The organism is Pseudonocardia sp. DR1-2 (assembly GCF_023717215.1).
GTDB lineage: Bacteria > Actinomycetota > Actinomycetes > Mycobacteriales > Pseudonocardiaceae > Pseudonocardia > Pseudonocardia alni.
Genome location: NZ_JAMQOF010000005.1, coordinates 212,136 through 232,555 on the forward strand (window position 1 = coordinate 212,136; position 20,420 = coordinate 232,555).

Annotated in this window: 21 protein-coding genes; 8 read left to right on the forward strand and 13 right to left on the reverse strand. The window is 73.8% G+C overall.

Annotated elements, in window-relative coordinates:
- Nucleotides 1-19 precede the first annotated feature (19 nt).
- Together ND486_RS16765 and ND486_RS16770 are read left to right on the forward strand one after the other, a co-directional pair.
- Nucleotides 20-1,375: an MFS transporter gene (locus tag ND486_RS16765; RefSeq protein ID WP_251785067.1), complete on the forward strand. Its 1,356-nt coding sequence runs from the start codon at nucleotides 20-22 to the stop codon at nucleotides 1,373-1,375.
- Nucleotides 1,376-1,469: 94 nt separating this feature from the next.
- Nucleotides 1,470-1,730 carry a hypothetical protein gene (locus ND486_RS16770; protein WP_224402085.1) on the forward strand — a complete coding sequence of 87 codons (261 nt, stop codon included), beginning with the start codon at nucleotides 1,470-1,472 and terminating at the stop codon, nucleotides 1,728-1,730.
- Nucleotides 1,731-1,735: 5 nt separating this feature from the next.
- Here the strand turns inward: ND486_RS16770 and ND486_RS16775 are convergent, their stop codons facing one another.
- The 3 genes from ND486_RS16775 to ND486_RS16785 are packed head-to-tail and all read right to left on the reverse strand — an operon-like array spanning nucleotide 1,736 to nucleotide 3,477.
- Entirely contained in the window at nucleotides 1,736-2,104 is a 369-nt protein-coding gene (locus ND486_RS16775) for a hypothetical protein (protein WP_208824207.1), read from the reverse strand.
- Between the two features lie 52 nt (nucleotides 2,105-2,156).
- Nucleotides 2,157-2,993, reverse strand: a complete 837-nt coding sequence (locus ND486_RS16780) for an Fpg/Nei family DNA glycosylase (protein WP_251785068.1) — start codon at nucleotides 2,991-2,993, stop codon at nucleotides 2,157-2,159.
- Nucleotides 2,994-3,021: 28 nt separating this feature from the next.
- The gene (locus tag ND486_RS16785) at nucleotides 3,022-3,477 is read right to left on the reverse strand and encodes a DoxX family protein (RefSeq protein ID WP_251785069.1); all 456 of its coding nucleotides are present in this window, start codon (nucleotides 3,475-3,477) and stop codon (nucleotides 3,022-3,024) included.
- Between the two features lie 148 nt (nucleotides 3,478-3,625).
- Between ND486_RS16785 and ND486_RS16790 the strand changes: the two genes are divergently transcribed.
- The 3 genes from ND486_RS16790 to ND486_RS16800 all read left to right on the forward strand — a co-directional run bounded on the left by ND486_RS16790 (nucleotide 3,626) and on the right by ND486_RS16800 (nucleotide 6,246).
- Nucleotides 3,626-4,852: a threonine synthase gene (locus ND486_RS16790; RefSeq protein ID WP_251785070.1), complete on the forward strand. Its 1,227-nt coding sequence runs from the start codon at nucleotides 3,626-3,628 to the stop codon at nucleotides 4,850-4,852.
- Between the two features lie 40 nt (nucleotides 4,853-4,892).
- Entirely contained in the window at nucleotides 4,893-5,375 is a 483-nt protein-coding gene (locus ND486_RS16795; RefSeq protein ID WP_062396040.1) for a hypothetical protein, read from the forward strand.
- 85 nt (nucleotides 5,376-5,460) lie between these two features.
- Entirely contained in the window at nucleotides 5,461-6,246 is a 786-nt protein-coding gene (locus ND486_RS16800; protein ID WP_251785071.1) for a TauD/TfdA family dioxygenase, read from the forward strand.
- A 103-nt stretch (nucleotides 6,247-6,349) separates the two neighbouring features.
- On the opposite strand, the gene ND486_RS16805 is transcribed toward ND486_RS16800, so the two are convergent.
- The 7 genes from ND486_RS16805 to ND486_RS16835 form a co-directional block, all read right to left on the reverse strand.
- Nucleotides 6,350-7,390, reverse strand: coding sequence for a D-alanine--D-alanine ligase (locus ND486_RS16805; protein WP_251785072.1), 1,041 nt, complete (start codon nucleotides 7,388-7,390; stop codon nucleotides 6,350-6,352).
- A gap of 3 nt (nucleotides 7,391-7,393) precedes the next feature.
- A complete protein-coding gene (locus tag ND486_RS16810) occupies nucleotides 7,394-8,851 on the reverse strand; it encodes an ATP-grasp enzyme (RefSeq protein ID WP_251785073.1) in 1,458 nt (485 codons plus the stop codon).
- Nucleotides 8,848-9,624 (reverse strand): O-methyltransferase, encoded by a 777-nt coding sequence (locus ND486_RS16815; RefSeq protein ID WP_251785074.1) that lies wholly within the window; start codon nucleotides 9,622-9,624, stop codon nucleotides 8,848-8,850. The genes ND486_RS16810 and ND486_RS16815 overlap by 4 nt, the downstream gene beginning before the upstream one ends.
- Nucleotides 9,621-10,850, reverse strand: a complete 1,230-nt coding sequence (locus ND486_RS16820; protein WP_251785075.1) for a sedoheptulose 7-phosphate cyclase — start codon at nucleotides 10,848-10,850, stop codon at nucleotides 9,621-9,623. The genes ND486_RS16815 and ND486_RS16820 overlap by 4 nt, the downstream gene beginning before the upstream one ends.
- A gap of 121 nt (nucleotides 10,851-10,971) precedes the next feature.
- Nucleotides 10,972-11,637 (reverse strand): HAD-IA family hydrolase, encoded by a 666-nt coding sequence (locus tag ND486_RS16825; protein ID WP_251785076.1) that lies wholly within the window; start codon nucleotides 11,635-11,637, stop codon nucleotides 10,972-10,974.
- Nucleotides 11,638-11,857: 220 nt separating this feature from the next.
- Nucleotides 11,858-12,784 (reverse strand): TauD/TfdA dioxygenase family protein, encoded by a 927-nt coding sequence (locus tag ND486_RS16830; RefSeq protein WP_374231432.1) that lies wholly within the window; start codon nucleotides 12,782-12,784, stop codon nucleotides 11,858-11,860.
- Nucleotides 12,785-12,857: 73 nt separating this feature from the next.
- Nucleotides 12,858-13,496 carry a hypothetical protein gene (locus ND486_RS16835; RefSeq protein ID WP_251785078.1) on the reverse strand — a complete coding sequence of 213 codons (639 nt, stop codon included), beginning with the start codon at nucleotides 13,494-13,496 and terminating at the stop codon, nucleotides 12,858-12,860.
- A 150-nt stretch (nucleotides 13,497-13,646) separates the two neighbouring features.
- Between ND486_RS16835 and ND486_RS16840 the strand changes: the two genes are divergently transcribed.
- Both ND486_RS16840 and ND486_RS16845 read left to right on the forward strand, forming a co-directional pair.
- Nucleotides 13,647-15,629 (forward strand): M13 family metallopeptidase, encoded by a 1,983-nt coding sequence (locus tag ND486_RS16840; RefSeq protein WP_251785079.1) that lies wholly within the window; start codon nucleotides 13,647-13,649, stop codon nucleotides 15,627-15,629.
- Nucleotides 15,630-15,679: 50 nt separating this feature from the next.
- Entirely contained in the window at nucleotides 15,680-15,898 is a 219-nt protein-coding gene (locus ND486_RS16845; RefSeq protein ID WP_062396049.1) for a DUF2945 domain-containing protein, read from the forward strand.
- On the opposite strand, the gene ND486_RS16850 is transcribed toward ND486_RS16845, so the two are convergent.
- Together ND486_RS16850 and ND486_RS16855 are read right to left on the reverse strand one after the other, a co-directional pair.
- On the reverse strand, nucleotides 15,867-17,246 hold the full coding sequence (locus ND486_RS16850; RefSeq protein ID WP_251785080.1) for an amino acid permease: 1,380 nt from the start codon (nucleotides 17,244-17,246) through the stop codon (nucleotides 15,867-15,869). The two genes, ND486_RS16845 and ND486_RS16850, sit on opposite strands and share 32 nt — an antisense overlap.
- Before the next feature lie 129 nt (nucleotides 17,247-17,375).
- The gene (locus tag ND486_RS16855) at nucleotides 17,376-17,906 is read right to left on the reverse strand and encodes a GNAT family N-acetyltransferase (protein WP_251785081.1); all 531 of its coding nucleotides are present in this window, start codon (nucleotides 17,904-17,906) and stop codon (nucleotides 17,376-17,378) included.
- A 53-nt stretch (nucleotides 17,907-17,959) separates the two neighbouring features.
- Between ND486_RS16855 and ND486_RS16860 the strand changes: the two genes are divergently transcribed.
- Complete coding sequence (locus ND486_RS16860; protein ID WP_251785082.1) at nucleotides 17,960-19,258, forward strand: MFS transporter; 1,299 nt, start codon at nucleotides 17,960-17,962, stop codon at nucleotides 19,256-19,258.
- Nucleotides 19,259-19,322: 64 nt separating this feature from the next.
- Here ND486_RS16860 and ND486_RS16865 read toward each other — a convergent pair whose 3' ends face one another.
- Nucleotides 19,323-20,342 (reverse strand): hypothetical protein, encoded by a 1,020-nt coding sequence (locus ND486_RS16865; RefSeq protein WP_251785083.1) that lies wholly within the window; start codon nucleotides 20,340-20,342, stop codon nucleotides 19,323-19,325.
- Nucleotides 20,343-20,420 lie beyond the last annotated feature (78 nt).

A 20,420-nucleotide genomic window follows, 5' to 3' on the forward strand; every position in this document is an offset into this window, starting at 1 on the left:
GCGGAGAGACTGCGCGGGCGTGCGCACCGCAACGGAGGGGGAAGGCGTGCTGGTCTCGACGGCCGTACGGACGGCGACGAAGCGGCTCATCCCGCTGCTCGCCCTGGCCTATCTGCTGAACTACATCGACCGGGTCAACGTCGGGTTCGCGTCGCTGACGATGAACGCCGACCTGGGCCTGTCCGCGGCCGCCTACGGCCTGGGCGCCGGGCTGTTCTTCATCGGGTACTTCTTCTTCGAGGTCCCGTCCAACGTGATCCTGCACCGGGTCGGCGCCCGGATCTGGATCGCCCGGATCATGGTGACCTGGGGCATCGTCGCGTCGTCGACGGCGTTCATCCAGGGCGAGATCGGCTTCTACGTCGTGCGGGTGCTGCTCGGTATCGCCGAGGCCGGCTTCTTCCCCGGCATCATCCTGTATCTGACCTACTGGTTCCCGCGGGTGGAGCGGGCGCGGATCGTCGCGTTGTTCTTCCTGGCCGTGCCGCTGTCCTCGGTGGTCGGCGGGCCGCTGTCGACGTGGCTGATCTCGGTCGGCGACGGCGCCCTCGGCTTCGACGCCGGCTGGCGCTTCATGTTCTTCGTCGAGGGCATCCCGGCGGTGCTGCTGGGGATCGCGGTGCTGTGGCTGCTGCCGGACCGCCCGACCCGGGCCCGGTGGCTGCCCGCCGACCAGGCGGTCGCACTGGAGGAACGGATCGCCGCCGAGGACGCTGCGGCGGCCGGGCAGGACCGCGGCGTCGCCGCCGCCCTGCGCGACGGCCGGGTGGTGGCCCTCTCGGTCGTCTACTTCGGGATCGTGTTCGGGCTCTACGTACTGGCGTTCTTCCTGCCCCAGATCGTCGCGGGTTTCGAGCAGCAGTTCGGCGCCGACTACTCGCTGGTCGAGGTCGGTCTGATCACCGCGGTGCCGTACGCGATCGCGTCGGTGACGATGGTGCTGTGGGCCCGGCACTCCGACCGCAGCGGGGAGCGGGGGCTGCACGTGGCCGTCCCCGCCGTCGTCGGGGCGGTCGCGATCGCGGGCGCGCTGTACATGGACTCACCGCTGCTGGTCATGGCATGCGTGACCGTCTGCGCGATCGGGGTCTTCGCCGCCATCCCGCCGTTCTGGGCGCTGCCGAACGCGTTCCTCACCGGGGCCGGGGCCGCCGCCGGGATCGGGTTGATCAACTCCTTCGGCAACTTGTCCGGGTTCGCCGGGCCGTTCGTCGCGGGGTGGCTCAAGGACCTGACCGGCGACTCCCGCGCCGGGATGTGGGTGGTCGCGGTGATGATGCTGATGTCGGCGGCGATCGCGGTCGGTTTCCGCCGGACGGCGCAGCGGGCTGCGGCGGCGGACGCAGCCGAGCCGACCGGCGATCGTCAACAGTGATTAACCGGTCAAGGATTCCGTAAACGGCGACGTAACCTCGGTGACCGGGGGCGGCGACAGGGGGTCGCGCTCCATTCATCGGGGGGCGACGAGAATGACGGAGTTTCTGCTGTCCGCAGCCGAGGAACAGAGCGGGGCGAGCGGCACGACGATTCTGGTGATCATCGGTGCGGTGGCCCTGTTCCTGTACATCGGTTCACTCTACCTGCACCCCTTCACCCGGTGCGGGCGCTGCAAGGGCACCCCGCGGCAGTACGGCGCACTGGCCACGAAATCGTGGCGGCACTGCGGCGCGTGCAACGGTTCCGGCCGCGAGATCCGGCTCGGCGCACGCATTCTGGGAATCGACCCGTGAATGCGTCAGTACCCGATCGCACTCGCGTAGTGGACCGCCCCGAAGACGACGGCGGAGCCGGTCACGGCGAGGGTGGCCAGCGCGAACGGCCAGGCCGGGCGGCGTTCGACGACCCGCAGCACGGTCATGGCGAGACCGGCGATCCCGGCGGCGGCCGCGACCACCAGCGACCCGCCGACCGAGACGAGCACGGCCGAGGAGCTGCACGTCCGCGGCGGGCAGTAGTCGAGGAACGCGACGAGGAAGACGGCGCCGAACACGCCCAGGGCGACCAGCATGCCGGTCACGGCCAGCGCGGCCCCGGACAGCGCGGCGTCCCAGCGGACGATCGGCCGACGCCCCGCTTCCGGACGAGCGGGACCGGTCGACAGCATGACGTCAACGGTACCGCTACCGCCCGGTACAGGACAGATCGGACATCCATCGTCACCGTTCGGTGAGCGGCCGGGCGGTGCCTCCGGCCTGGCACCCGGGACACCAGAACAGGTTCCGCGTGCGGACCTCGGCGTGCGCGATCGGGGCGCCGCAGACCAGGCAGGGCTGTCCGGTGCGGCGGTAGGCGTAGACGACGCTGGCGCAGACCGCGCCGCGGTCGGGGGGCGCCAGCAGGGCCGGGTCGTGCTCGGGGCGCAGCGTCTCGATCCGGCCGCGCCGCTCGCCGTCGCGGAGCATCTCGGTCAGGTCGTCCCAGAGCAGGGCGAAGGACCGGTCGTCGAGGTCGCGGGCCGGGGTCATCGGGTCCAGTCCGGTGCGGAACAGCGTCTCGGCGCGGAAGACGTTGCCGATGCCCGCGATCACCGACTGGTCCATGAGCAGGGCGGCCAGCGGGACCCGGGAGCGGGCGAACCGCTCCCGGACCCGCGCCGGATCCGCGTCGTCGCGCAACGGGTCCTCGCCGAGGCGGGCCCGCAGCTCCTTCACACCCACGTCGTCGAGCAGCTCGCAGGCGGCCGGGCCGCGCAGGTCGGCGTAGTGCGTCTCACCGACCATCCGCATCCTGACCTGGCCGCGGGGCGGCTCCTCGGGGAGCCTCCGGTTCGGGAACCGGCCCCACAGCCCGAGGTGGACGTGCACGGTGGTGTCCGGCCCGTAGTGCTGGAACAGGTGCTTGCCGTGGGCCTGCACGTCGACCAGCACCCGCCCGTCGACGATCTCGGCGCCGGTGGTGAAGCGGCGCTGCGGGCTGGAGACGGCCACCGGCCGTCCGGCGTAGCGGCGGCGCTGCAGCCGCGCGAGCCGGTGCACGGTGTGTCCCTCGGGCATGCGGAGGGATCCCCCGTGCGGGCGGGTACTACTCCCCCGCGGACACACCCACCGCGTGCCGGGCGGGCGTGCGACGGCGTCCGGCGACGAGCGCGTCGACGGAGAACCGGCCCGGTCCGGTCGCGGCCAGCGCGAGTCCACCGGCGGCGATCACGCCGACCAGCTCCCAGCCGCCCGAGTCGACGAACGGGTTCAGGCCCACGTGCGCGAAGAGGTAGGCCCCCGCCATCGCGACGACGACGACCAGCCCCGCCACGGTCGTCGCGGCACCGGCGATCAGCAGCAGACCGCCTCCGAGCTCGGCCGCGATGACGAACAGCGCGGAGACCGTGGGCAGCGGGATGCCCATGCCGGCGAAGCTCGACGCGACCCCGCCGACGCCACCCGAGAGCTTCTGCAGGCCGTGGGCGACGAGGACGACGCCGACGAGCAGCCGGACGAGCAGGAGTGCGATGTCGGAGAGCGGCGCGGGGAGCGGTCGCATGGGTTCCTCTCGATTGTTGAACTTTCACGCTTGCGCTCCCGAGGCTAACAGGATCGTCGCAACGGCGTAGTCGTGGCGGCCTGCTCCTGCCCGCGCCGCCGTCACCCCTCCGGTTGCGCCACGGCACGGCGGGAGATCAGCTGGAGCCGTGCCCGACTTCTCGACGCTGACCCACCTGGAGTGCTCCCGTACCGGCGAGGTCCTCGACGCCGACACGGTGCAGGGCACCTCGGCCTCCGGTGCCCCGCTGCTCGCCCGCTACGACCTCGACCGGGCCCGCACGCTGGTGACCCCGGCCGAGATCGCCGCCCGCCCGCCGGACCTGTGGCGCTACCACGAGGTGCTGCCCGTGCGGGACCCCGCGCACGTGGTGACGATGGGCGAGGGCATGACCCCGCTGCTCCCGCTCCCCCGAGCCGGTGCCCGCCTCGGGCTGCCCGGCCTGCGGATGAAGGACGAGGGGCTGGTCCCGACCGGGGCGTTCAAGGCGCGCGGCGCCGCCGTCGGGGTGTCCCGGGCCGCCGAGCTCGGAGTCCGGGCGGTCGCGATGCCCACCAACGGCAACGCCGGTGCCGCCTGGGCCTGTTACGCCGCGCGCGCCGGGCTCGGTGCGCTGATCGCGATGCCGGTCGACGCCCCGGAGATCACCCGGCGTGAGGTGGTCGTCTCCGGCGGGGAGCTGTACCTGGTCGACGGCCTGATCGGCGACGCCGGGAGGCTCGTGGCCGACGCCGTCGCCCGCCGCAACTCCGCCGGGGCGGGGTACCAGGACACCTCGACGCTGCGCGAGCCCTACCGCATCGAGGGCAAGAAGACGATGGGCTACGAGATCGTCGAGCAGCTCGGCTGGCGCTGCCCGGACGTCATCCTCTACCCCACCGGCGGCGGCGTCGGGATCATCGCGATCCACAAGGCCCTGGCGGAGATGCGGGAGCTCGGCTGGATCTCCGGCCCTCTGCCCCGGCTGGTCGCGGTGCAGGCCACCGGCTGCGCGCCGATCGTCGACGCGTTCGAGGCCGGGCTGCGCGAGTCGACGGCCCCGGCCGACCCGCACACGGTCGCGTTCGGGATCACCGTGCCCAAGGCGCTGGGCGACTTCCTCGTCCTCGACGCCGTGTACGACACCGGCGGGACCGCCGTCGCCGTCTCCGACGACGAGCTGCTCGCCGCCGAGCACGCCCTCGCCCGCGACGAGGGCACCTGGATCTGCCCGGAGGGCGCGGCCTGCGTCGCCGCGGCGGGCCGGCTGCGGGAGTCGGGGTGGCTCGACGGGTCGGAGACGGTCGTCGTGCTGAACACCGGCAGCGGCCTGATCTACCCCGACACCGTGACCGCCGACGCGCCGGTGCTGGCGACGGACGGGCGCATCCCGTGACCCACGGCGACCTCGTCGTGATCACCGGTAGCCTGCGCACGTGTCACTCCTGCGACCCGGATCCGAGCCGTCACCCGCACCGCTCTCGCGGTACTGGCGGACCTACGTGGCCGAGTGCACCGAGCAGGTGCAGCGCTTCCACCGGATCACCACGGTGATCTCGGCGATGCAGGTGCGGACGTGGCTCACCGAGATCGGCAAGCGGCTGGACTCCGAGCTGGAGGCGGTGCAGCGCCTGGCCGCCGTCGGCGACTCGATCGAGCCGGCACGGTTCCGGCTCACCGAGCCGCCCGCGAAGCGGATCGCCGCCCGGCTGAACAAGGCGAAGGCGTCGCTGAAGCAGTCGGTCGACCAGGCCGCGGAGATCGCCGAGCAGGCGGTGCTGGACCCGACCCACGACGACGTCCGGGTGCACCTCAAGGTCCTCAACGAGCAGGTCGGGCGGCTCGCGATCGCCGCCCCGATGGAGGACGAGCCCGCCGACCGCCCGCGTCGCCGCCGGTGGGGCCGTACGGCGTCCTGACCCCGGCGTCCGGCCCCCGCGTCCGCCCCGGGGCCGCCCCCGCGTCCGGCGCGCGGGTGACCGCGGGCGCCCGCACACTCGGGTGATGGACATCGAGGCCCTGCACCCGGTCGGCGCCCGCGTCACCGGGACGTCCCTGCCCGACCTCGACCCGGGCGCGCTCGGGGCGCTGCTCGCCGAGCACGGCGTCCTCGTCCTGCCCGGTCAGGACGACGTCGGCGACGACGGCTTCCTCGCGTTCCTCCGCGGTCTCGGCCCGCTGGCGTTCACCACCGGTGAGACGCCGCTGGAGACCCACCCGGACCTCAACGTGATCTCCAACGTCGGCCGCGACACCCCGCCGCGCAGCTCGTTCCACGTCGACACCAGCTACGTCGCGGCCCCGCCCGCCTACACCGCGCTGCGGGCGGTGACCGTCCCCGCCCGGGGCGGCGCGACGCAGTTCTCCAACCAGTACCGCGCCTACGAGACGCTCCCGGAGCCGCTGCGGACCCGGCTCGACGGCCGCAGCATCCGCCACGTCGTCACCGGGCTGTCCCCCGACGACGCCGGTACCGAGACCGAGGCCTGGCACCCGGTGTTCCGCCCGCACCCCCGCACCGGCCGGACCGCGCTCTACCTCTCGACCGCGGCCCGCTGCGCCGAGGTCGGCGGGATGGACACCGAGGAGTCCGCGGCGACCGTGCGGGAGCTGATCGAACACTCGACGCGGCCGGACAACGTGCTGGACCACCGGTGGGCACCGGGCGACGTCGTGATCTGGGACAACGCCTGCGTGCTGCACCGCGCCGACCACTCCGGCGTCGTCGGGGACCGGGTCATGCACCGCGGCATGGTGCGCGAGCACGTCCGGCCCCGCGCCGCCCACTGAGCTCCCGCCGCGCACCCCGGACGCGGTCGCCGCACCCGCCGCGGAGGGTGCGCGGGCCACCTGCGGGGTGCGACGGCGCGCCCCACCGGCGGCGGGAGCCGGATCAGCGGTCGGAGCCGGGTGGGGCGGTGGTGCGGGCGGCGGCGCGGGTGACGGCGTCGGCGAACAGGTCGGCGACGCCGATCCCCGCGGCCTCGGCCATCGTGACGACCACCGAGGTGCGGGCGAACGAGCAGTACAGCCCGGCCTCCAGGAACCAGGGCCGGCCGTCGGGGTCGATGCGGAAGTCGAACAGCCCGTAGTCGCGGCAGCCCAGGGCGCGGAACGCCGCGCGGGCGGCGTCCTGCACCGGCCCGGTGACCGGGTCGCCTGCGTCGACGATCCAGGACCGGGCGTCCTTCGCGACCAGGCGCAGATCGCCGTCGCCGGTGCGGGCGAGCTTGTCGTCGGCGAGGCGGACCGGCTTGTCGACCGCGTCCATCCGGTACTCCTCCAGCGGCAGGCCGACCAGGTGGCCGTCGCGCTCCACCACCGCGCACCGGACCTCGCGGCCCAGCGGCACGAACTCCTCGACCAGGGCTCGGTCGCCGTGGACCAGGGCGGCCTTCACGGCCACCCCGAACCCGTCCGGGTCGTGGACGAGGGTGACGCCGACCGAGTTGTCGGTGTCCACCGGCTTGACGACGGCGGGCGGCCGGACCGTCGGCACCTGCCCGGCGCGCACCGTCTCCCCCGCCGGGACGGCGACCCCGCCCTCGGCGACGACCGCGCGGGCCAGGGCCTTGTCCGCGCCCAGCGCCATGACCTCGGGGGTGTTGCCGACGTAGCCGATCCCGAGCAGCTCGAACAGCGCCCGGTGGTGGGTCATCCCGGGCCGGCAGAACATCTGCGGCACCATCACGTCCACACCCGCCCGGGCGATCTCGGCGACCGCCTCGGGGAGGGTCCGCAGTGGTGCGGCGGCGATCTGCTCCGGGTCGAGCCCGGCCGGGAACCGCCAGCCCTGCGGCGTCACGTACGCGACGACGAACTCGTAGCGCGCCGGGTCGGCGGTCGCGGCGAGGCAGTCCGCGGCGTAGAGCCGGGACAGGTCGCAGAAGAACTCGTCGACGCCCGAGCCGACGAGGTGCAGGACACGCAGCACGGTTCAGTCCCCCGCCGGTTCGACGAGCTTGCCGATGTTCACGTCGACGGTCACCCACGGCCGTCCACGCAGGAGGTTGCCCAGCAGCAGCGAGGCGATCTGCAGGTGCGGGACCAGCAGGAACGGCAACGGGTCGTGCACGTCGAGCAGTGCCTCCCGTCCGTCGCGCACGATCCGCAGCCGCTCCCGCCACGACCCGGGGTCGCCGAGGAGCCGGCCCAGCTCGTGGTGCAGCCAGTAGGTCGGCCGGGTGGCCGGTGCCGGCACGAGCGTGCCGGCACCGGCGTCGAGGTAGGCCGCGGCGACGCCCGGGTGGTCGTGGAACAGGGTGATCGCGGAGTGGGTGCGCGGGTTGCACTCGATGGCCAGGACCCGGCCGTCGGGTGCCTCGATGAAGTCGAACGACAGCTGCCCGGTCACCCCCAGCTCGCCGCAGAACCGCCGCACCCAGTCCTCGATCGCCGGGTGGTCGACGTGGTCGTAGTTGAGCAGGAAGCTCGACGACGGACAGCAGCAGTACAGGCGGACGTCGCCGTCGCGGACGGTGGCGTGGGTGCAGTACTCCGTGCCCTCGACGAACTCCTGCAGGATCCAGGGGTTGTCCGGTGAGATCGGCAGGGTCGCCACGAACGCCGCGGTCTCGGCGCGGGTCGGGAGCGGAAGCCGGGTCAGGTCGCGGCGGCGCACCGGGTCGTAGCGCAGCGACTTGAGGATCCAGGTGCGCCCCGGGGTGGCGGCGAAGTCGTGGTCGACGACCTGCGCCGGGTCGGTGATGCGCCGCGCCGCGGGCACCGTCAGGCCGAACCCGGCGGCGGTCGCGGTGAACCGGTGCTTGTCGTCGAGCATCGCGACGACGTCGGCGTCGGGGTGCACGACCGCGCAGAACGGTTCGAGCAGCCGCTTGGCGTCGGCGTCGTACCAGCTCGCGACGGGGCTGCACACCGGCACGTACACGTCGGCGCCCTCCCGGCGGGCGATGTCGGCGAGCGCGTGGGCGTAGCCCGGCGCGTCCGGGGCGGGGACGACGTGGAACGCGTCGACCGCCCGGGAGAACCGGTGCCCGGTGAAGCGGTAGCGGGCCTGCTCGACGAGCACGACCCGGTGCCCGGCACGGTGGAAGGCCCGTGCCAGCTCCAGCGCCTTGGTCATCTTCCCGCCGCTGAGCAGCACGGTCAGCGGCCGGTGCGGCCGGGCCCGCTCACGACGGCGCAGGAGCCCGGCCAGCGCGGCGACGCCGGTGATCGCCAGGTCGGCGGGCAGGGCGGCGGTGAGCAGGGCGAGGGTGCCCGCGGTACGGACCCGGGTCGCCGCCGTGCCCTCGCGCGGGGCGCCGTCGCGGCCGGTGCCCAGCGCACGTCCGGCGAGCCCGGCGGCGGCGAGCGCGACGACGCCCGAGGCGAGCCGCGCCGGGGCCGGGCCCGACGAACGGGCCCGGCCCCTCAGGGCGGTGGTGCGGCTCATGCGGACCGTCGGATCAGGGTCAGCCCGTCGCGCAGCGGCACCAGCACCTGCTCCACGCGGGGGTCGTCGGTGACCCGGCGGTTGAACGCGGCGATGGCGTCGCCGTTCGCCGTCCGGTCCCCGGTCCAGGGCAGGCCCTGCATCAGGGTGTTGTCGACGCAGACCACACCGCCCGGGGCGAGCAGGCCGCCGTCGAGGACGGTGTCGAGGTACCCGGCGTATCCGGCCTTGTCGGCGTCGACGAACACCAGGTCGAACGCGGTGCCCCGCAGCCGTTCCAGGGTGTCCGCGGCCGGGCCGACCTCGACCCGGATCCGGCGTCCCGCCGGGGACGCGGCGAAGCGGTCCCGCGCGAACGCCGCCACGTCGGCGTCGAGCTCGCAGGCGACCAGTTCGCCGTCGTCGGGCAGGGCCTCGGCCATCGCGAGCGCCGAGTAGCCGGTGAACATGCCGACCTCGAGGACCCGCCGGGCGCCGGTCATGGCGACGAGGAACGCGAGGAACCGGCCCTCGACGTGACCGGACAGCATCTCCTGCTCCAGGGTCCCGGTCCACGCCGCGGACCGGGTGCGCGCCTCCAGCTCGACCAGCGCCGACGACGCCGGCGAGGTGTGCTCGTCGAGGTAAGGGTCGAGGCCCGCGGCCAGGTCCCGGGCCCGGACGAGGTCGGGGTCGGCGCCCGCCCCGGCGCGGGTGACGAGGTCGTCGAGCAGCTCGGCGAGGATCGTCGTCGGTGTGACCGGGCGGGCGGGCCGGGTCGGTGCGCCGGTCACTTCAGCGACCACATGTCCACCCCGCCGGCCGCCGTCGGCAGGTCGGCGACGACCTCCTTGTGCGCGGCCAGGGCCGCGGTCAGCTCCGCGGGGGTGGCGTCGTTGACGAAGTGGCAGGTGCCGATGGGCTTCGGCACCGCCGCGCGCAGCAGCCCGGCCCGGGTCTGGGTGATCGACTCGGTGGCCTCGGTCAGCAGCTCCGGGGTGAGGTACGGGCTGTCGACGGTGAGCCCGAGCCCGCTGAACAGGCGGTGGACGCGGTCCCGCTCGCCGGTGGAGATGTAGCCGCGCCGCTCGGCGAGGGTCGCGGAGAACGCCATGTCGACGCTGATCGCGTGCCCGTGCAGCATCGGCGTCTCCGGCGCCAGCTCCAGGGTGGGGCTCCAGGTGTGGCCGAAGGCGATGACCCGGTCGAGGTCGAGCTCGTGCAGATTGCGGTGCTCCAGCTCGAGCATGGTGCGGACGGCGTCGTAGGTGGCGCGGTGGGAGATCTCGCGCAGCTCCGGCGTGCCGTCCCGGTGCCCGAACCCGGTGGCCAGCAGGTCCTCGCCGTACTTCTCCAGCAGGTCGAACAGGTCGGCGTTCGCCACCGTGGCGATCTTGATCATCTCGGCGACACCGTTGCGGACCTGCGCCTCGGGCAGCGTCGCCAGGAACGAGAAGTCCAGCAGCACGTCGTGCGAGGCGTGGAAGGCACCGAGCCGGTTCTTGTGCTTCCCGTGGTTGACCGCGACCTTCATCGCGACGCTGGCGTCGATCAGGCCGATCAGCGTGGTGGGGATGCGGATGTAGGGCGTTCCCCGCTTGTACGACGCGCAGGCGAACCCGGCGACGTCGGTGGTCAGCCCACCCCCGACGACGAGCGGCGGCTCGGTGCGGTTCAGCCCGAACTCGGCGAACGCGTCGACGATCCGCTCCAGGGTCCGCAGGCTCTTCGCGGTCTCGGCGATCGTGAGCGGGACCGTGGTCAGTGCGATGCCGTGGTGGTCGAAGTAGGCGCGGATGCGGTCGCCGTAGAGCTCGTGCACCGCTTCGTCGACGACCATCAGGCAGCGGCCCCGGTCCCGGTACAGGTCCGCGACGTGCGTGTTCTCCGGGGCGAAGGCGCCGTCGACGTAGGAGAGGGTGAACTCGATCCGTTCCCAGCTCTCGACCCGGAACGCGGTGTCGGTCGTGGTCAGTGTCGGGCTCGGCGGCAGGGTCTGCGCTGCCTGGGGATTGCTCATGTCCTCTTGTCTCCGATCAGGTCGATCCGGGGCGGGGCATGGGACTCGTGGGCACGCCCGTGCCGGGCCCGGTCGGTACGACCGGGCCCGTCGGGCCGTGCGGGAGGGGTGCGGCCGGGCGTCAGCGGGTGACGTCGGCGAGCAGCGCACCGTCGTCGAGCGACTCGACGCGTTCGGTGGCCTGGGAGAAGTCGTGACCCGCGGTGTTGGCGTTCGGGAAGGCGACGACGCGCACACCCGCACCGGTCGCCGAGGCGACGCCACCGACGTTGTCCTCGATGGCGACCACGCTGTCGGCGGTCTCGCCGAGCGCGGCGATCGCGTGCGTGTACGCCGCCGGGTCGGGCTTGGGTGCGGACACGATCGCGCGGTCGATGAGCAGCGCGAAGTCCGCGCGCGTCACATCCGGTCCGAGCGCGTCGAGGACCGCGTCGACGTTGTCGCGGGAGGTCGTCGTGACCAGCCCGACGGTGACCCCGCGGCCGTGCGCGGCCTTGATGGTCTCGCGGACACCGGGGCGCGGGGTCGCGCCGGACTCCCGCAGCTTCGTCCGGAAGACCTCGGACTTGGTGGCGTGCACGGCGTCGGCGTCGACGGTCTCACCGGTGGACGCGGCGTGCTCGGCGATGCGCTGGGCGCCGCCGTTGGACTCCAGCATGGCGAGGTAGTCGTCGCGGTCCCAGTGCCAGTCGAGGCCGTGCTGGGAGAAGGCCTCGTTGAACGCCTCGCGCTGCAGCTCGGAGGTGTCGACGAGGGTGGAGATGGAGCCGAACAGGATCGCGGGCACGGGGGTGCTCCTTCGAGTCGGAGCATGCCGACGCACGCCCCGCCGCGGGTGGCGGCGGCGGGGCGGGATGCGCGTACGGACGCTCGTGGGAGGCGCCGATCCTGCTGCGTGTGGACACGCCGGACCGACCGGTTCGCGGTGGCGGCCGCTCTGGTGGACCGCCTCCTCCCAGTATCGAGGGGCCCCCGTGTTCGGCAACTCGAACTCGGGTGGCCGAGCCTCAGAAGGGTCGGTCGCCCGCGATCGCGACACGCTCGGCGACCCGGGTGTGCGGGTGGTAGTCGCCGACGGCGTAGTGCTGGGTCGCCCGGTTGTCCCAGAACGCGAGTGTCCCCTCCGACCAGCGGTAGCGGACCTGGAACTCGGGCACGTGGGCCTGGGCGAACAGGTGCCGCAGCAGCGCGTCGGACTCCTCGCGCGGCAGACCGACGATCGCGGTGGTGAACGAGGCGTTCACGAACAGCGTGCGCCGCCCGGTCTCCGGGTGGGTCCGGACGACGGGGTGGGTCACCGGCGGGAACAGCTCGTGGCCGCGGGCCAGCCGCTCCGGGTCCAGGAACCGGGCGAAGCCGGGCACCATGTCGTGCACCGCGACGGCGTCGTCGATGCGTGCCTTCACCTCGTCGGTGAGGTTGTCGTAGGCGACGGCCATGTCGGCCCACATCGTGTCCCCGCCGAACGGCGGCGTCTGCACCATCCGCAGCATGGCGCCCATCGCCGGAGCGGTACGGAACGTGGTGTCGGCGTGCCAGATGTTCTCGTAGGTGCGCTTCCCGGTGCCGAAACGGACGACGTCGGCGGAGTCACCGGTGTCGAGCATCGGGTTGGTCTCCAGGTCGCCCCAGAGCAGTGCGAGCTCACGCTGCCGCTCGCTAGTCAGGTGCTGGCCGGGGAAGAACAGGACCTTCCACTCCAGCAGTGCCCGGTGCAGCTCGGCCCTCAACTGCTCGTCGACCTGCTCCCGCAGGTCGATCCCGGTGATCTCGGCGCCCAGGGTGCGTCCGAGCGGGGTGACGGTGAACGCCTCGTACCGCGCGCTGCTCCGGTCCGGCCCGTCGCCCGGCAGACGGGCGAGCAGGCGCTCGCCCTCCAGCAGGTCGATGGCGGGAGTGGTGCGGGGCCGGGTGACCGGCGCGTCGAAGTTGATCGTCACACCGCGATGGTGCGCGCCGGCTCCGGTGGCCGACAATGCGGGGTCCACCCGGCGGAGTCCTGTCCGGTCAACTCCGGCGCGCGCCGCCCCGGACCCACTCCAGCGCGGCGTGCCCGGCGGGCGTGAGCGCGGCCGTCAGCTCACGGACCGCGGTGTCGGGCAGCGGGAACCGCGCCCCTTCCCCGGTGGACGCCCACACCGACGCGGCCAGGTCCACCGGCCCGGCCGCCTGCACCAGCAGCGGCACCACCCGCCGGTACTCCGAACGCACCAGCGCGTCGAGCGCGGTCGCGGCGACCGAGACGTCGAAGTCCAGGTCCCCGGGGTCGGTGGAGTCGGCGAGGTCCAGGCTGCGCCGCTCCGCCATGATCCCGAGCAGCACCGGGTTCAGGCGCGGGTGGTCGCCCAGCACGCGGTCGGGGTCGACGTCCCACTCCCCCGGCACGCCCAGGTCGAGGGCGCGGGCGCAGAACTCGCGGTGGAACATGTTCAGCGCGAGCAGCCGCAGCACCAGCTCGCCGCGCTCGTACTCGGTGCCGGCGGCGGCCAGTCCGGCCCGGGTGAGGATCGACCAGGCCCACGCCGCCCACTCCGGCTCGGAGCCGTCGTAGCAGAGGTCGAAGACGCCCGTCGCGACCTCGTGGAGGTCCCCGAGGACGTCGGCGGGGTCCGGGGGTTCGAACAGGTCGTCCCACATGTCGGTCATCGGTGACGGTTCTACACGCGTGCCGCGGTTGGGCCGACGGCCACGGGGTACCACCCGCCCAGCACCCGCTCTCCCCCGACGGACCGGGCGGCGCGGGCGTGTCGTCGTCGGCTGCTCGAAACCGTCGGACCCGACAGGCAGGATGGACCCATGACGACCACCGAGTCCGCCCCGAACTCGCGACCGTCCGGTCTCGACCTCAGCTGGGTCGACCCGGACGTCCGCCCCCAGGACGACCTGTTCGCCCACGTGAACGGCCGGTGGCTGGCGACCCACGAGATCCCCGACGACCGCTCGCAGGACGGCGCGTTCCGCGTCCTGCGCGACCGGGCCGAGGACCAGGTCCACGAGATCGTCGAGGAATGTGCCTCGTCGTCCGAGCCCGGCACCGAGGCCCGCAAGGTCGGGGACCTGTACCGGTCCTTCATGGACGTCGAGCGGGCCGAGGAGCTCGGGACCGCGCCACTGCGCCCGCTGCTCGACGAGATCTACGCCGCCACCGACCGGGCCGCGCTCGCGACCGTGCTCGGCCGGCGCCAGCGCGAGGGCCGCGCCGCGCTGTTCGGCGAGTTCATCGCGACCGACCTCAAGGACTCGTCCCGCTATCTGGTGAACCTCAACCAGGCCGGGCTGGGACTGCCCGACGAGTCGTACTACGGCGAGGAGGGCGACCCGGAGATCCGCACGAAGTACGTCGAGCACCTCCGGCGCCTCGCCGAGCTGGTCGGGCTGGCCGAGCCGGAGCGCGTCGCCGAGCAGGTCATGGACCTGGAGACCGCGCTCGCCGACGCGTCGTGGGACCGGGTCCTCAACCGGGACGCCGAGAAGACCTACACCCTGATGACCCGCGACGAGCTCCGCGCCGCCGCCCCGGGCTTCGACTGGGCCGAGTGGGAGTCCGCGCTGGGGGTGCCCGCGCACGCCTACGACGAGGTCATCGTCCGCCAGCCGAGCTTCGTCACCGCGGCCGGTGAGCTGTGGGCCGGGCGCCCGCTGGAGCAGTGGCAGGCGTGGCTGGCGCTGACCGTCGCCGGGTCGTGCGCGGAGTTCCTGTCCGCCGACCTGGTCGAGGCCGACTTCGACTTCTTCGGCCGCACCCTGTCCGGCACCCCGGAGCTGCGCGAGCGGTGGAAGCGCGGGGTGTCGCTGGTGGAGGGCGCGCTCGGCGAGGCGGTCGCGAAGATCTACGTCGAGCGGCACTTCCCGCCGCGGGCCAAGGAACGCATCACCGAGCTGGTCGACAACATCGTCGAGGCCTACCGGCGGTCGATCTCCACCCTGGACTGGATGAGCCCGGCCACCCGGGAGCGGGCGCTGGACAAGCTCGGCAAGTTCACCCCGAAGGTCGGCTACCCGGACGCCTGGAAGGACTACTCCGACCTGCAGATCGACCCGGCCGACCTGCTCGGCAACGCGGGCCGGGCCGCCCAGTGGCGTCACGACTTCGAGTACGCCAAGCTCGGCGGCCCCGTCGACCACGGCGAGTGGCTGATGACCCCGCAGACGGTCAACGCCTACTACCACCCGCGGCTCAACGAGATCGTGTTCCCGGCCGCGATCCTGCAGCCGCCGTTCTTCGACGCCGACGCCGACGACGCCGCGAACTACGGCGGCATCGGCGCGGTCATCGGCCACGAGATCGGGCACGGCTTCGACGACCAGGGCTCCCGCTACGACGGCGACGGCAACCTCACCGACTGGTGGGAGGCCGCCGACCGGACCGAGTTCGAGTCCCGCGCGAAGATGCTGATCGACCAGTACGACGGCCTGTCCCCGGCCGGCCTGCCCGACCACAAGGTCAACGGCTCGCTGACGGTCGGCGAGAACATCGGCGACCTGGGTGGGCTGACGATCTCGCTGAAGGCCTACGGGATCGCGCACGAGGGCTCCGAGCCGCCGGTGATCGACGGCCTGACCGGCGAGCAGCGGGTGCTGTTCGGCTGGGCGCAGGTGTGGCGGGCGGTGACCCGCGACGCCGAGGCGATCCGGCGGCTCACCACCGACCCGCACTCGCCGCCGGACCTGCGGTGCAACGCGGTCGTCACGAACCTCGACACGTTCCACGAGGCGTTCGGGGTGACCGAGGACGACGGGCTCTACACCGACCCGGACCGGCGCGTCCGGATCTGGTGAGGCGTTCCCCCGCGCCGGGTTGACCGGCCGGCGCGGGGGTATCCGGTCCCATGACGCAGAAGTTCGCCAAGGGCACGTGGGTCGCGTGGAACTGGGGCAACGGCACCCCGACCGGCAAGGTCGTGGACCACTCCACCGACCGCATCGAGAAGACCATCGACGGGTCGAAGCAGTCCCGCAACGGGACCGAGGACAACCCGGCCTACGTGCTGGAGCAGGAGGACGGCCAGACCGTCCTCAAGCTCCACTCGGAACTGAAGAAGGCGTGACCCGCCGGCGGCGGCGCCGCACCACCAGGTAGACCACGACGAGCAAGGCCAGGAAGGGCACACCCGCCTGCGCCGCCGTCGCGAACTGGGTGGTGAACGGCGTCGTCGCCAGCACCGCGGCGACGAACAGCATCGCCGCGACGGTCGTGTACGGGGCGCCCCACAGCCGTACCGGGGACTCCTGCCCCGCGCCGGACCGGCGGAACGCCAGGTGCGCGGCGAAGATCAGCAGCCAGGTCACCAGCGCCCCGAACAGCGCCAGCCCGACGAGCAGCGGGAAGGCGGTGGCCTCGGCGAACACCGAGACCAGCGAGGCGAGCGCCAGCCCGACGGCGGACAGCGCGAGCGCCCGCTGCGGGGCGCCGTGCCGGTTGACCCGGGCGAGCGAACGGGGTGCGTAGCCGTCGCGGGCCAGCGAGTAGGTCATGCGCGCGGTCACGTAGAGATTCGTGTTCATCGCCGACAGCGCCGCGGTCAGCACCACGACGTTCATCACCGCGGCCGCCGCGGGCACCCCCGCCAGGGCGAACAGGCGGACGAACGGCGACTCGGTGACGTCGTCGCCGGTCGTCACGGTGTTCCACGGCAACAGGGTCACCACCACCAGCATCGCCCCGACGTAGAAGACCGCGAGGCGCACCACGGTGCGCCGGGCCGCGCGCGGGATGTCACGGACCGGGTCCGAGGACTCGGCCGCGGTGACGGCGACGGCCTCGGTGCCGAGGAACGAGAAGGTCACCACGGTCAGGGCGAGCCAGATCGCGCCGAGGCCGTTCGGGGCGAACCCGCCGTGCGCGGTGAGCGCGCCGAGGCCCACGGGCTGCTGCCCGGGCAGACCGAACACGATCGCGACGAGGCCGACGGCGATGAACGCCACGATCGTCACGACCTTGATCATCGCGAACCAGTACTCGGTCTCGCCGAAGAAGCGGACCGCGCCCGCGTTGACCGCGAGCATCACCACCGAGAACCCGACGACCGGGATCCACAGCGGCAGGTCGGGATACCAGAACGTCAGGTAGAGCCCGGCCGCGACGACCTCGCTGCCGATGTTCACGACCTGCGCGGCCCAGTACATCCAGCGCTGCACGAACCCGGCACCGTGCCCGAGGTAGCGCTGGGTGATGGGCCCGAATCCCCCGGCCTCGGGGTGGCGCACCACCATCTCGGCCAATGCGTATGCCAGGACCAGTGCGACGACCGCGGCGACGACGTAGGCGACGATCACCGCCGGCCCGGCGATGGAGATGGCGAGCCCGGAGCCAAGGAACAGCCCGGTGCCGATCGCGCCGCCCACGGCAATCATGCCGATCTGGCGTCCGTCGAGTTCACGGCGCAGGCCGTCCATGGTGCTCCCCGTGCGGTACCGCTCCCCCGGCCCGGGTCACGGGCGGGGCGCGCCGGCGCCGGTCCCGGCCGGTGGGCCGGAACGGTGCGGGGCGCAACGGGCGGTGATCCTCGCACGCGTCCGGCGGTGTCAGTCCCGGGGGCCGTCCGGCGGCGCCTCGACCAGCGCCCGCCGGAACCAGGTCACGTCGCGCCACGCCCCGTGCTTCCAGCCGACACCGCGGAACGTCCCGACCTCGCCGAACCCCAGGGCGCGGTGCAGCGCGGCGCTCGCCTCGTTCGGCACGGTCATCCCCGCCACGGCGACGACCATGCCGCGCGCGACCAGCTCGGCGAACAGCGCCTCGTACAGCGCCCGGCCCAGCCCCCGCCCCTGCGCCGACGGGGCCAGGTAGACCGAGACCTCGCAGGTCCACGCGTAGGCCTCGCGGGACTTCCAGGGCCCGCCGTAGGCGTAGCCGAGCACCTCACCGCCGGGGCCGACGGCGACGAGCCAGGCGTGCCGTTCCCGGGCGGCGGCGATCCGCTCGGCCATCTCCACCGGGCCCGGCGGCTCGGCCTCGAAGCTGATCGCGGTGTCCCGGACGTAGGGGGCGTAGACGGCGGCGCAGGCGTCGGCGTCCTCGGCGGTCGCCGGGCGGATGACGGGTCGGTTCGGCACGGTTCACAGCGAATCACGGTGCACCGGTCGTGTCCGCGGGTGAGGATCGACGGGTGCTCCTGTCGATCGTGCTCGGACTGCTCTTCGGCCTCGCCGGCACCTCGACGTCGGGGGTGACGGTCGCGTTGCCGTTGCTCGCCGACGGTCTCGGCGTCGACACCGCGGTCGCGACCTGGATGGTGAGCGGGTACGCGGTCGCGCTGGCCGTCGCGACGCCGGTGCACGGACGGCTCGCCGACGCCGTCGGCATCCGGGTGCCGCTGTGTGTCGGGGTGGGCCTGCTCGGGCTGGGAGCGCTCGCCGCGGCGGCCGCTCCGAGCTTCGGTCTGGTGATGGCCGCCCGGATCGTGCAGGGGCTCGGCGCGGCGTCGGTCCCGGTGCTCGCCTCGGCGCTGCTGGCCGCCAGGACCCCACCGGAACGACGCGGCGGCGTGCTCGGGCGGCTGGCCGGGATCTCGGCCGCACTGTCCGCGCTCGGCCCGCTGATCGGCGGGGCGCTGACGACGGTCGGCGGCTGGCGGGCCGCGGTCGCGCTGCCCGTGCTGGCGCTGCTCGCGGTCCCCTATCTGTGGCGGCACTCGGTGGTCCGCGGCGACGGCGCCCGGGTGGACCTGGTGGGTGCGGTGATCGTCGCGACGGCGGTCACCGGGCTGGTGCTGCTGGTGCAGTCGCCCAGCGCGGGCGCGGTCGCGGCCGTCGCCGGTGGGGTGCTGCTCGCGGTCGGCGTCCCGGTGACGGCGCTGTGGGTGCGGGCCCGGCCCGACGGGTTCCTGCCGCGCGGGGTGGTCGGCAACGCGACGGTGGTGCGCAGCTCGCTGTGCGCGTCCGCGGTGCCCGCCAGCTGGTTCGCCCTGCTGCTGGGCATCCCGCTGGAGCTCGCCGAGCGCGGCTGGAGCCCGCTGGCCACCGGGCTGGTGCTGGTGCCCTCGGCGGTGGTGGCGTTGGTGTGCCCGGCGGCGTCGGCGTTCCTGCAGGCCCGGATCGGGCCGCGGCAGACCCTGACGTACGCATGCGCGACGACCGTCGTCGGGCTGGTGGTGGCCGTGGCCGGGGTGGCGAGCCACCTGCCGTGGGTGCTGGCGCTCGCGCCGATGCTGGTGACGCTGGCGTTCGGCACCGGCCAGCCCGCGATGATCGCCGCCGTCGGCACCGCGGTGCCGACGGACCGGCGCAGCGGCGCGATCGGGGTGGCGACACTGTGCTTCCTCACCGGCGCCGGGATCGGGGCGGCGGTGATCGGCGGGTTCGCCGCCGTCGTCGGGCTCACCGCGGCGCTCGCGCTGCTGCTGGTGCTGCCCGTCGCCGGGACCGCGGTACAGCTGCTCGCGGGGCGCCGGCCCGGAACGGCGTGATCGTCCACCCGCACCCCGGCGACGCCCGGTGGCCGGCCGGGCCGGTCGTCGCCGGCCGAGCCGCTCAGCGGCCCGCCCGGACCGAGCGCCGCACCTCGTCGGTGTAGCGCAGGCGCAGCGCCGCGGCCCGGGCAGTCCCGACCAGCCGCGGGTCGGCGCCGGGGGTCTCCCGGGCCACGACGTCGTCGAGCCACACCCGGAAACAGCCGTGCAGCCCGCGGACCAGGCCGTCGAGCAGGCACGACGCCGGGTCCAGCGGGTCCAGCACGGTCGAGACCGCCCGGTGGCCCCGCTCAGGGTCCGGCGCCGGCTCCGGGCACACGACGAACCAGCCCCGCCGGGCCAGGACGGCCTCCTGGAGCAGGTCGAGGACCACCTCCGCCTCACCGGTCCCGGCGAGGGTGCAGAGCACGTGCCGGGTCACCGCGAGGTCCTCGTGCCCGATCGCCTCGGCGAGCGCGACGACGTCGGGCACCGTGTGCCCGACCCGCTCGGCGACGAGCGCGGCCGAGGCCCGCAGCCAGCGCAGGGTCGCGACGGCGGCCGCGTTCGGCTCGACCGACGTCACGATCGCGGGCGGGCCGAGCGGGTCGTCGTGCAGCAGCGAGTGGGCGACCAGGAGCTGCTCGGCCGGGGCGTCGCACCGGGGGTGGACGACGGCCTGGGCGGAGCGTCCGGTGAGGACGCCGTCGTCGGCGTCGAGCACGGCGTCGGTCTCGGCGCGGACGTCGGCGACGACGGCGTCGCGGAACGCCCGTCCCGGTGCCCGCGCCACGATCCGGCCCAGCAGGTGCGCGGTCTCGGCACAGCCGTCCTCCATGACGCGCAGCAGGTCCCCGACCGGCTGGTTCGGGTGCCGCACCGCCGCGGCGAGCGTCTCCGGGTCGAGCTCGTGCGCGGCCTGGTCGGCGTAGGTGGCCCACAGGTGCGTCGACAGGGCACTCAGCGCCTTCGCGGTGCGGCGGGCCAGGGAGTGGTCGAGGGACTTCGGGACGCGGGCGGCCCGGTGGGCGACGGCGCCGTCGCCGGTGGGCCAGCAGGCGACGATCGTCGAGGCGACCGGGTCGTGGGCGTAGGTGGTCATGCGGCTTGGACGACGCCCGGACGGCGGCGGTTCCGCCGGACCCGCGGCCGGGCACCGGTGACCGCGCCCGTGGTGGTG

What these genes read in the sequence shown, in the direction of transcription:
- ND486_RS16775 (WP_208824207.1), bottom strand. Translation starts at nt 2,104, where the DNA reads ATGCTGTCGACCGGTCCCGCTCGTCCGGAAGCGGGGCGTCGGCCGATC.
- ND486_RS16785 (WP_251785069.1), bottom strand. Translation starts at nt 3,477, where the DNA reads ATGCGACCGCTCCCCGCGCCGCTCTCCGACATCGCACTCCTGCTCGTC.
- ND486_RS16780 (WP_251785068.1), bottom strand. Translation starts at nt 2,993, where the DNA reads ATGCCCGAGGGACACACCGTGCACCGGCTCGCGCGGCTGCAGCGCCGC.
- ND486_RS16800 (WP_251785071.1), top strand. Translation starts at nt 5,461, where the DNA reads ATGGACATCGAGGCCCTGCACCCGGTCGGCGCCCGCGTCACCGGGACG.
- ND486_RS16835 (WP_251785078.1), bottom strand. Translation starts at nt 13,496, where the DNA reads ATGACCGACATGTGGGACGACCTGTTCGAACCCCCGGACCCCGCCGAC.
- ND486_RS16820 (WP_251785075.1), bottom strand. Translation starts at nt 10,850, where the DNA reads ATGAGCAATCCCCAGGCAGCGCAGACCCTGCCGCCGAGCCCGACACTG.
- ND486_RS16770 (WP_224402085.1), top strand. Translation starts at nt 1,470, where the DNA reads ATGACGGAGTTTCTGCTGTCCGCAGCCGAGGAACAGAGCGGGGCGAGC.
- ND486_RS16845 (WP_062396049.1), top strand. Translation starts at nt 15,680, where the DNA reads ATGACGCAGAAGTTCGCCAAGGGCACGTGGGTCGCGTGGAACTGGGGC.
- ND486_RS16865 (WP_251785083.1), bottom strand. Translation starts at nt 20,342, where the DNA reads ATGACCACCTACGCCCACGACCCGGTCGCCTCGACGATCGTCGCCTGC.
- ND486_RS16850 (WP_251785080.1), bottom strand. Translation starts at nt 17,246, where the DNA reads ATGGACGGCCTGCGCCGTGAACTCGACGGACGCCAGATCGGCATGATT.
- ND486_RS16840 (WP_251785079.1), top strand. Translation starts at nt 13,647, where the DNA reads ATGACGACCACCGAGTCCGCCCCGAACTCGCGACCGTCCGGTCTCGAC.
- ND486_RS16810 (WP_251785073.1), bottom strand. Translation starts at nt 8,851, where the DNA reads ATGAGCCGCACCACCGCCCTGAGGGGCCGGGCCCGTTCGTCGGGCCCG.